This is a genomic window from Cytobacillus depressus, from assembly GCF_008923245.1.
In the GTDB taxonomy this organism is placed as follows: Bacteria; Bacillota; Bacilli; order Bacillales; family Cytobacillaceae; genus Cytobacillus; species Cytobacillus depressus.
Window position 1 is genome coordinate 89598 of the sequence record NZ_WBOS01000018.1, and the last position, 8595, is coordinate 98192.

General features: G+C 38.1%; 9 protein-coding genes. 4 read left to right on the forward strand and 5 right to left on the reverse strand.

Annotated elements, in window-relative coordinates:
- Positions 1–296: 296 nt before the first annotated feature.
- The gene (locus tag F7731_RS22335; RefSeq protein WP_151537007.1) at positions 297–629 is read right to left on the reverse strand and encodes a citrate synthase family protein; all 333 of its coding nucleotides are present in this window, start codon (positions 627–629) and stop codon (positions 297–299) included.
- Between the two features lie 383 nt (positions 630–1012).
- Here F7731_RS22335 and F7731_RS22340 point away from each other — a divergent pair, with 383 nt between their 5' ends.
- On the forward strand, positions 1013–2218 hold the full coding sequence (locus tag F7731_RS22340; protein ID WP_151537008.1) for a hypothetical protein: 1206 nt from the start codon (positions 1013–1015) through the stop codon (positions 2216–2218).
- A 143-nt stretch (positions 2219–2361) separates the two neighbouring features.
- On the opposite strand, the gene F7731_RS22350 is transcribed toward F7731_RS22340, so the two are convergent.
- Together F7731_RS22350 and F7731_RS22355 are read right to left on the reverse strand one after the other, a co-directional pair.
- Positions 2362–3090, reverse strand: coding sequence for a hypothetical protein (locus F7731_RS22350; protein ID WP_151537010.1), 729 nt, complete (start codon positions 3088–3090; stop codon positions 2362–2364).
- Positions 3091–3163: 73 nt separating this feature from the next.
- Positions 3164–3775, reverse strand: a complete 612-nt coding sequence (locus F7731_RS22355) for a DUF2589 domain-containing protein (RefSeq protein ID WP_151537011.1) — start codon at positions 3773–3775, stop codon at positions 3164–3166.
- A 218-nt stretch (positions 3776–3993) separates the two neighbouring features.
- On the opposite strand from F7731_RS22355, the gene F7731_RS22360 reads away from it, so the two are divergent.
- The 3 genes from F7731_RS22360 (at position 3994) to F7731_RS22370 (ending at position 7360) form a co-directional block, all read left to right on the forward strand.
- Positions 3994–4227 (forward strand): holin, encoded by a 234-nt coding sequence (locus tag F7731_RS22360; RefSeq protein ID WP_151537012.1) that lies wholly within the window; start codon positions 3994–3996, stop codon positions 4225–4227.
- A 46-nt stretch (positions 4228–4273) separates the two neighbouring features.
- The gene (locus F7731_RS22365; protein WP_151537013.1) at positions 4274–5020 is read left to right on the forward strand and encodes a peptidoglycan recognition protein family protein; all 747 of its coding nucleotides are present in this window, start codon (positions 4274–4276) and stop codon (positions 5018–5020) included.
- Between the two features lie 912 nt (positions 5021–5932).
- Positions 5933–7360: a dipeptidase gene (locus F7731_RS22370; RefSeq protein WP_151537014.1), complete on the forward strand. Its 1428-nt coding sequence runs from the start codon at positions 5933–5935 to the stop codon at positions 7358–7360.
- A 175-nt stretch (positions 7361–7535) separates the two neighbouring features.
- On the opposite strand, the gene F7731_RS26965 is transcribed toward F7731_RS22370, so the two are convergent.
- Together F7731_RS26965 and F7731_RS22375 are read right to left on the reverse strand one after the other, a co-directional pair.
- On the reverse strand, positions 7536–7628 hold the full coding sequence (locus F7731_RS26965; protein ID WP_246197401.1) for a putative holin-like toxin: 93 nt from the start codon (positions 7626–7628) through the stop codon (positions 7536–7538).
- A 201-nt stretch (positions 7629–7829) separates the two neighbouring features.
- Positions 7830–8387, reverse strand: a complete 558-nt coding sequence (locus F7731_RS22375) for a hypothetical protein (RefSeq protein WP_246197405.1) — start codon at positions 8385–8387, stop codon at positions 7830–7832.
- Between the last annotated feature and the right edge of the window lie 208 nt (positions 8388–8595).

Sequence of the window (8595 nt, forward strand, 5' to 3'; positions counted from 1 at the left end):
CATTTCCCCCTTGAATAAAAAAAATGACCCACCTTGGTCCGCATTGTTAAGAGGCGTGGTGGGTTCTATTATATTTTACTTAGCATCCATACCAATCATTGTCAAGGGACCAACACAATTGGCTTAATAACGGCTATAAAAAAGTAAGAAGGGTGCCTGTAGTAATAACGCAATAATAAGAAAATAAAGGATTGATACTGAATAACAATTGTTGTTGTGATCGTTTTACCTATTTTTCATCTAACACAATCGTTGCCATTTCAGAAACACTTTAACCCCCGTGCTGAATAACAGTTTCACACAGCATTTTTGCCACATACTCCATGGAACCCAGATAAACGCTTCCAGCTCCTAAAATCCCTGCTGCCATTGCTGCCTGTAATGGATACGGGGGCACCTAAGTAAGTTAATCTTGAAGATACTGAGCTCGGTGTGAATCCATGTTCGCAGATAGCAACCATTATGGCATCCAGCATAGCGGATTCATTTTTGTTTGGCATCCGATGTGTAGCGTCAATGAAAGCCATATCTACCAGTGACACTTTACCGATTAAATCTTCCGTTAAATTATAACCGTGGTTATATATCGTATCCTTTGTCGACTTACCAATACTTGTTTCGAATTTCATTTTTATCACCCCAACTAAATTTTTATAGTTTTATGCATCTTGGGCGCAAATGTATATCAGAGTATTCTGTACATTTTGCCGATATGTTGTTATATCCCTTCTCTATGGAAAAGATTTTTCGCGACCTATCAAGCGTCATGGCCCCAACCCACTTTACCAATGAGCAACCATTTTCAAAAACTAACTTTTTCGTGTCTAAAAATTTGACGTAGATCCAAACAAAAGGAAACTAATGGTTTTATCATGTTTCTTCATGTTGTCGAAACAAATATTATAATTTCATTTGTGAATATGGACATTTCAATAAATAATGGAAATAGGCATGATATAGAAGGGTTCTCATCAATAATAAAATTTAATTCATTTTTAATTTTGATAGGAGGATGAACAATTCTATGTATGCCACCTACTTGCCCATTCGTCTTGTTTCTCAACGGAATAACTATTTGCGGTTTGAAGGCACTTGTAACGTTACAAGCCTTGCAATGGCATTAAGCCATACACTCCCTTCTACTAGCACTGTATCAGCAGATGGACTGTTTGCTTTACTTGCGGTTGTTTTTCAGAATGAAAAATTATTAGTAAACACTAAAAAAAATTCTACAGTCACGCAAGTCATCTCGGGTCTTCTTCGAGAGGGATCCGTAGAAAATGCACATGACCTGGAGGGAATAGTTCGTTCTGAAGAATTCATAAACCCAAATCCCTCATACTTCTCGAAAGTATTACCAAACTTAGGAAAGGAAGAAGCAGTTGAAGGTGAACCAAAGGGCCAAATCAATTTTCATGTAACAAACGAAGAGCTGTATCGAAATATTTGGTACAAAGTTCGTGTTAATCGTAAGAAAAAGGATCCTCCTGTCTCGATAAGTGGTGGCTTCTTAGAAAATAAAGCTAAATGGGATGGAGAACCTCAAATAGAGAAAGTGGCTTTAACCAAAGAGTTTCAAAGAGTCCCTTTAGGGGTCATGCGGATCAACACGTATGCAGAGTCACTTCGTGAAACAGGCAGGGTTGTTGCTGGAATGGCCGCAGCCCATGGAACGGTTTTGTTAGATTCAGAAGAAGAAGGAAAACCTGTTTTATTAATGGGAAATCAAAGACATGACTTATCGCATGGAAGCGTCTGGCCTGAGCTCGTTCAGGAAATGCTCCCTTATCGTAATTACGGGAAGAAGTATGTGAAAGATGCACCAACGCTCCCAGCAGATAAAATTATTGAACGCATCCGCAATCTAATAACAGATAGGAAAGTTGCGATTGTCTCCGGCCGATTTACACATAGAGGCCACCTAGTTGTAGCATGCGGCTATGTTGAAACCGAAGGGCAAATTACGGGGATTGTTGTGGCTGACCCTTGGGGAAAAGGAACCTACGATGGTGTAGACGATCATGGCGGAAGAAATTATTTAAGCAAAGCGTCCGATAGTTTGATTGTTTATGAGGCGGAAAGCTTTAAGCGTGCATTTAAATACATCGCCGCCGAGTTTGTTTCTCTCGACGGCAAAAGACCCCTGAAACGGGGAAGTGTAACGCTTAAATCAATGAACGGGGGGCAGGTTGCTCTGGTGGCTCCGATGTCCAATTAAAGCGCGGTGTTAAATTGGGGCCGACAGAAAACCCCAGCCATTCATTATTTACAAATAAATGTCCGGAAAGACGTGTATAAGGTAACCCTAATGCTTGACGGGCTATTAACCCAGTTTCTAAGCCGTAACGAATGAGAGCTTCCTCAACGGCCCGTCGGTGTAAGTTTCTGGATGGATCTACCTGATTCATCTCGATCTACCTCTATCCATTCGTAATTTTGAACACCCATCTGGAGCCTGATCCGTCCTACAGCAGCAGGAGATGCTTTTTCTAATTCTGGCGGTGTAACTCCGACAACTAACTCGTTCCTAATTTGCGGTTTGATCTCAATCGGTTCTACTGGCCTGTTCAAAGCATCTTTAATGTTTTGGGCCTCAAATTTACTTATCTCCTCTACAAACATTTTCTGTAAAGTTGGAAGAGCCTTTCCTGTATTGGACCTCTTTGAGGTAGAAAATTTAAGCTGTTCCGCAGCAAGGTTTAGTAAAGTATCGGCCAGCTCATTAATTTCATCACTTGATTGAAGTTTTATAGAAATCTGCTCCATTGGTAAGTTATCGTACTTCGGTGGTATAATCGGCGGTGTCTCTCCTGATGACGGCATGTCCACTTTTCGAGGAATAGTGGGCAACGGCGTTTGTCCTGATGTGGGCAGTTCTACTTTAGGAATTTCACTTTGTACAACATCATTTAAAACAAGAGAAATATCTGCTTCAACCGAATGAAAGTCCATCCGTGGTACTGGAAAAAGAGAAAGCAGGGGATCATTTTGATACTGCTCCGCCAAGTGTTTTGTTGTGAGGTCAGATTGATAACGAGAATATGCTAGTCCATTCAATATTCCATTTATAACTGAGCCTAAATTAGCCATTATAATGAGTCTCCTTTTCTTTTGCCTCTATTCAATGAGAGGACCATCATACAGATGGTCCTCTCATTCATTTTTATTTCGAAGGTGCTTGCGCAGGTTGTTTTTCAGTAATGAGGTTTTCGAGAACGTTAAGCACCTTGCTGAGACCAGCAGGCATGTCATCTTGTACAGCACGAACTGTTACATGCATTTGATATTCCTTTTCAAATCGAGAGTTGCTATTTGTATTTCTGTTATAACTAACGCTTGCTTTAAAGCCAACTTTTACTGGTGATAGGAAATTTCCATAACTTCCATTTACCTCTGCTCCTGTATTCAGTGCAGTACTTACTTGTGTCTCTTCAATGTCGACAATTTTTGCTGTAAAATCAATCGTCGTCTCTTCAATGCGCATATAAGGTACAGGAACAATCGATAAAACCGGAACATTTAGTGTTGCATTAGCTGCTGTTCCATCTGGATTTGTTTTTTGGTAATTAAATCCCACCATTCTGACATCACCAGCATCAGTATTCGCACCCGGTGAGCCTCCATTTTGATTCTTCTTAAAACCAACTGATTCAATAAAGTTTACTGTTGTCTGTGCAGCCTGAGCCTGAGCTTCAATGGCTGCTACAAGTGGAGCACCAATAAGATGTCCAAACGGGATTGCTTGTAAAGAACGTTCTGAACGATTTGAAGGCATATGATCATTCCTCCTATAGACGATTGTAAATATAATAATATGTATTCAGTACATTCAAAATATTTCCTTTTTAAAAATATATTTCTATTTATTCCTAACTATTCATAAAAAGACAAGATAAAAAGTATTTTAGTAGATTTAAAAGTTGTTCGAATAGATGAAGGTGTAAAATCAGCGCATAAAAGAATCGATGCATTAGATAAGGAGAATGATAAATAATGTTCGAGAATACTATTATCATAGCTGTTGTGTTAGCTTTAACAGAATTAATTAAGCGATTAGGTTTCATGTCAGCAAAATACTTACCTGCAGCATCCGTTTTATTTGGATTGTTAGCGGGTCTTTTTTATGTTGATGTGGTGTCTATGCAAGAAAAAATCATGTTTGGCTTGATGATCGGTCTGTCAGCTGCAGGGCTGTTTGATCAGTCCAAAATAGTCACTAAAAAATAAACTGCCTTCGGGCGGCTTTTTATTATTTCGAAAGGCGTGAACTGTAATGGCAATTAAAGACCTACCCAAGTATAAAGATATTCGCGGTACCATTCGCAGAAATGGTCGTTATCCAATAGCCAAGGTCGGATCTCTTGTGGGAATCAAAGCAAAAGACACGCATGTAATACACCATTCTATGACAGCGCAGCACTTGAAAGGGTCAACCCCACAGGCATTTGCTAATACTCATATTGAGGCTAACAAATGGCAGGGTATTGCTTATGCTTTCGTTATTATGCCGGACGGGACTATTTATCAATGCGATGACTTAGATAGACGTACTAATCATGCCGGAAATACTAATGATATATCAATCGGTACTTGTGTTATTGGGGACTTTCGGAAAGAAGGGGAAGCAGAAAAGCCGACACAGGATCAGATAATTTCTCTTTTTTTACTAAACAAGGAGTTATTTAAAGAAATTCCTAGTATGAAGCATGTTATAGGCCATCAAGAGTGCCCAGGATACGCATGGAAAAACTGCCCAGGTGACACATGGGATTATAAAAAAGTTATTACTGGAGAAGGTTTGATGAATGTAAAGGAGGAAGATATCATGTCACAACCATTAAATCCTACAAACCCTGCTCTTAATAAAGCAGTTCAGAATGTCTTGTTGAAATTCGAACAAGATAAAGATCAGCCTTTATCATGCCAGTGGAGAGAAAAATTTGAAAAGCGAGAATTAACTATTTCAGATGCAGTAGGCTTGCTTTATGTAGCTGCAGAAAGAGGATATTTAAATAGGTAAGAAAAGCCCTTCTCACTTGAGAGGGGCTTCGTTGTCTACTTGTTCTTTATAGGTTTTGGGTGGCTTTACCTTTGAATTGTTTTTTTCGGGATTCACTTTGGCATTTCCCCCTAGAATAAAAAAATGACCCACCTTGGTCCGCATTGTTAAGAGGCGTGGTGGGTTCTATTATATTTAACATAGCATCCATACCAATCATTGTCAAGGGACCAACACAAGAACATGTTACCTCTACTTCAATTACGCTCCAATCAAACAAATTTAATATAAAGTAAGGAGAATCTTATCGTTAATCGAACTGAACCCCGAATAATGGACACTTTAAACAAGTGGACCTATTTGGGGTTTTTCTGTTTTATCAAGTTTGAAAACCCATTATATTAATTTCTGAATTTGAAACGGGAGAATCGATAGACGTGTTGCTCAACTAGAAAAAGAGAATGTTAAACCTGTCGCCAATAATAATGTGGAAAATGCTTTTTTGCCGTTCAATAAGATATTCTTCATTTTACTCCTCCTAAATTTGGTAGTTTAAAAGTTAGATATTCTGCGAATTCAATAGTTTCCCTTTATTATTGTTAATTTCAGGATAAAACTCCTAAGACATGGTTCTTTTTTATCCATGGTATAAATCATTTCATAGGGTTATTGAATAAACTAAGAGGTTGAGACCTTTGTAACATTCTTTTTCTTAAGTGTGATTAAAGGTATATATGGGAACAGGACTATATTACTGAATATTCAGTAATGTTTGAAAATGGTAAAATACGGTTATATAATGATCTAAACTACAAGAATCACAGCTTCTAAATTATAGGAATTAAAGGAGGGATTTATCCTTAATAGGAACGGTTCTAGCAAAAACGATCATAACAAGGTTCATAGTGTACTAACTTACAAGGAGGTTCTCTAATGAAAAAAGTTCTTGTTTTTCTCGCGGCTGTTTTATTAATATTTTCTAGCGTATTTACATATCAACAAAATGTGGTGTCCGCAAAAGATTCAACCGCATTAGATATACATTTTAACTCGATAGTCGTGGATAGCCATAATGATACGATGATGAAGGTTGTTGATCCAGTTACATGGCTGCCAACGACCGATATTAAAAATAATACTCCATTCCATATTGATATACCAAAACTTCATGAGGGAGGGCTGAAAGTTCCGTTTTTTGCTGCTTATACATCAGGCTACTACGGAAATAATGAGCGCAGCATAAGCAGAACCTTAGCTTTAATTAATGCCCTTTATTGGACTGAAGAAAGAAATGCAGATATTTTCAGTATCACCCCTTCTCTAAAGGAAATTGAGAAAGCTGTTCACAATGGAAAAATCGCGGCTGTACCAACTATTGAAGGAGCATATTCTTTAGAAGGACATAATGCGATAGGATTACTCCATCAATATTACGACCTTGGGGTAAGAGCAGTAGGATTCACCTGGAACTATTCAAATGCCTTAGGAGAAGGAGCAAACAGAGTATATGGGGATCCGAATAGCACCCCTTCTCAAGGCGGGTTGACAGAACTGGGTAAAAAAGTCGCAAAAGAAATGAATAGACTTGGAATGATCATTGATGTATCACATATGTCGGAAAATACCTTTTGGGATGTTATAAAGGTTTCAGAAGCGCCGATTATTGCGAGTCACTCTGCCGTCCATTCATTAAGAAATCATCAACGAAACTTAACAGATGCCCAGCTTAAGGCATTAGCTAAAAATGGTGGGGTAGTAGGCATTGTTTTTTATCCTGAATTTTTGACCTATGAATATCCTAATAAACCAAACCATATAAAGGACTATGTAGATCATATTGATTATGCTGTTAAATTGATTGGCATCGATCATGTAGCGCTTGGCTCTGATTTTGATGGAGGGCCACTGCCATCAGATATAAAAGATTCTTCGGAATTGTATAAGGTAACAGAGGAATTAGTTAAAAGAGGTTATTCAAAACAAGATCTTGAGAAATTATTAGGAAAGAATACATTGCGTGTCTTAAAAGAAGTAGAAAAGGCGGCAGCACATAGCTCTAACAATGTTGGCCAAAAGCTTTCCGTTATCCCCGAATACAAAATGGGAGAAGTTATTCAAAGCAGCACCCCTCTTTTGAAGGCCAATATCGTACGAGATGAAGGATCTAAATTAGATGAGACCAATATACGCGTGATTGTCGATGGCGTTGAATACAAGCCAACTTTTGATAAAGGAAATTCAACTGTATCCTTCCAAGTTCATGAACCATTAAAAGAAAAATTTCATGTAGTCACTTTCGAAGTTGCAAATAATGCCGGTCAAATCACTAGAGAAACTAGGATTTTCTATATTAATCAATAAATTGATTGTTTTGGGTCCTATTAAAGGGATCATATAAAAAGTAAGGGAGAGGATGTCTAGGCGGCATCCTCTCTTTAAATATACGCAAAGAAACAAAGGAATAAGAGAAGGAATAAACGTTTCTTCTTATAAACCTTTATTTATTAACAAAAAAAACACGCTTTTTTCAGCGTGTTCAAGAATCTTTATCCTTATCTTTAAACTGCAGAACGGCGATCACCAACATCCCAAAGCTAATCATCAACGACAAAGCTTCAAACGTTACCATCTTACATCGCCTCCTTACCTTCAGCCTTCCCAAACCCCAACTTGTCCTATACTAACGAAAAAAAGTTGGTTGTTTGGTCCTAATTTCTAAAGATGTGGGGTAATTGACTAGGTCTATTCTGAGGGATGTGCACGGAATATCTGAGAAGTTTTTAATGATTCGAAAGGGAAACACTTCAATGATTAAAACAGAAGTATCTTATTATTCAAATAATTTTTGCCAAGGCCATTTTCTTTTTTTTGCTTGAATGCTACTAGCGACTTCTTGAGCAGCTTTTATCCCTTCAAGCAGTGAAGTGACTTTTTCATGTTCTATTTTCTGTTCGGTCATAATTTCCTCAATTGTTTGTCTTAGTTCTTGTACTTCATGAATAAGTTCCTGATTCTGTTCTCTAGCCTTATTTTGCTGGAGTCGGGATTGTTCATTTTGCTGCACTAAAAAGCTGACTAGTTTCTTCATGTTGGCAAGTTCATTGTTAACAGATACGAGTGACTTATTTTCATTGGCATCATACACAATTGTTACTGGTACGCCACTTTCCTCCAGCTTTGCATTAACCTCTTCTTTCTTTAAACCAGCAGAATAATATTGTCGGATCCGTTTTAATTTCTCTATTTCCGAGACATGAATCTTATAGCGATTATGTTCTTTTTTAAAATCCATATATTCTTCATGCTCCTGCAGATACCTCTTTAAGCTATTCTCAGGAATTTCGGATAGTGCCTCTTTCAGTTCTTTCATCGTCAAATACTGATTCATCAACGATCCAGCACCTTTCATGATTAATCAACCATCCAACTACCAACATACCAACCACGGCAATTCATGTGTCCGACCCGTTGCGAGAACATTATTTCAGCTACAACCTTTTTTAGAAGACTCCTATTTTTCTTTGATGCCCTTATAGTCAATCAACCATCCAACCACCAACATACCAACCACGGCAATTCATGTGTCCGACCCGTTG

Coding starts and splice junctions, on each gene's coding strand:
- F7731_RS22335 (WP_151537007.1), bottom strand. CDS start 629: ATGAAATTCGAAACAAGTATTGGTAAGTCGACAAAGGATACGATATAT.
- F7731_RS22340 (WP_151537008.1), top strand. CDS start 1,013: ATGAACAATTCTATGTATGCCACCTACTTGCCCATTCGTCTTGTTTCT.
- F7731_RS22350 (WP_151537010.1), bottom strand. CDS start 3,090: ATGGCTAATTTAGGCTCAGTTATAAATGGAATATTGAATGGACTAGCA.
- F7731_RS22355 (WP_151537011.1), bottom strand. CDS start 3,775: ATGCCTTCAAATCGTTCAGAACGTTCTTTACAAGCAATCCCGTTTGGA.
- F7731_RS22360 (WP_151537012.1), top strand. CDS start 3,994: ATGTTCGAGAATACTATTATCATAGCTGTTGTGTTAGCTTTAACAGAA.
- F7731_RS22365 (WP_151537013.1), top strand. CDS start 4,274: ATGGCAATTAAAGACCTACCCAAGTATAAAGATATTCGCGGTACCATT.
- F7731_RS22370 (WP_151537014.1), top strand. CDS start 5,933: ATGAAAAAAGTTCTTGTTTTTCTCGCGGCTGTTTTATTAATATTTTCT.
- F7731_RS26965 (WP_246197401.1), bottom strand. CDS start 7,628: ATGGTAACGTTTGAAGCTTTGTCGTTGATGATTAGCTTTGGGATGTTG.
- F7731_RS22375 (WP_246197405.1), bottom strand. CDS start 8,387: ATGAATCAGTATTTGACGATGAAAGAACTGAAAGAGGCACTATCCGAA.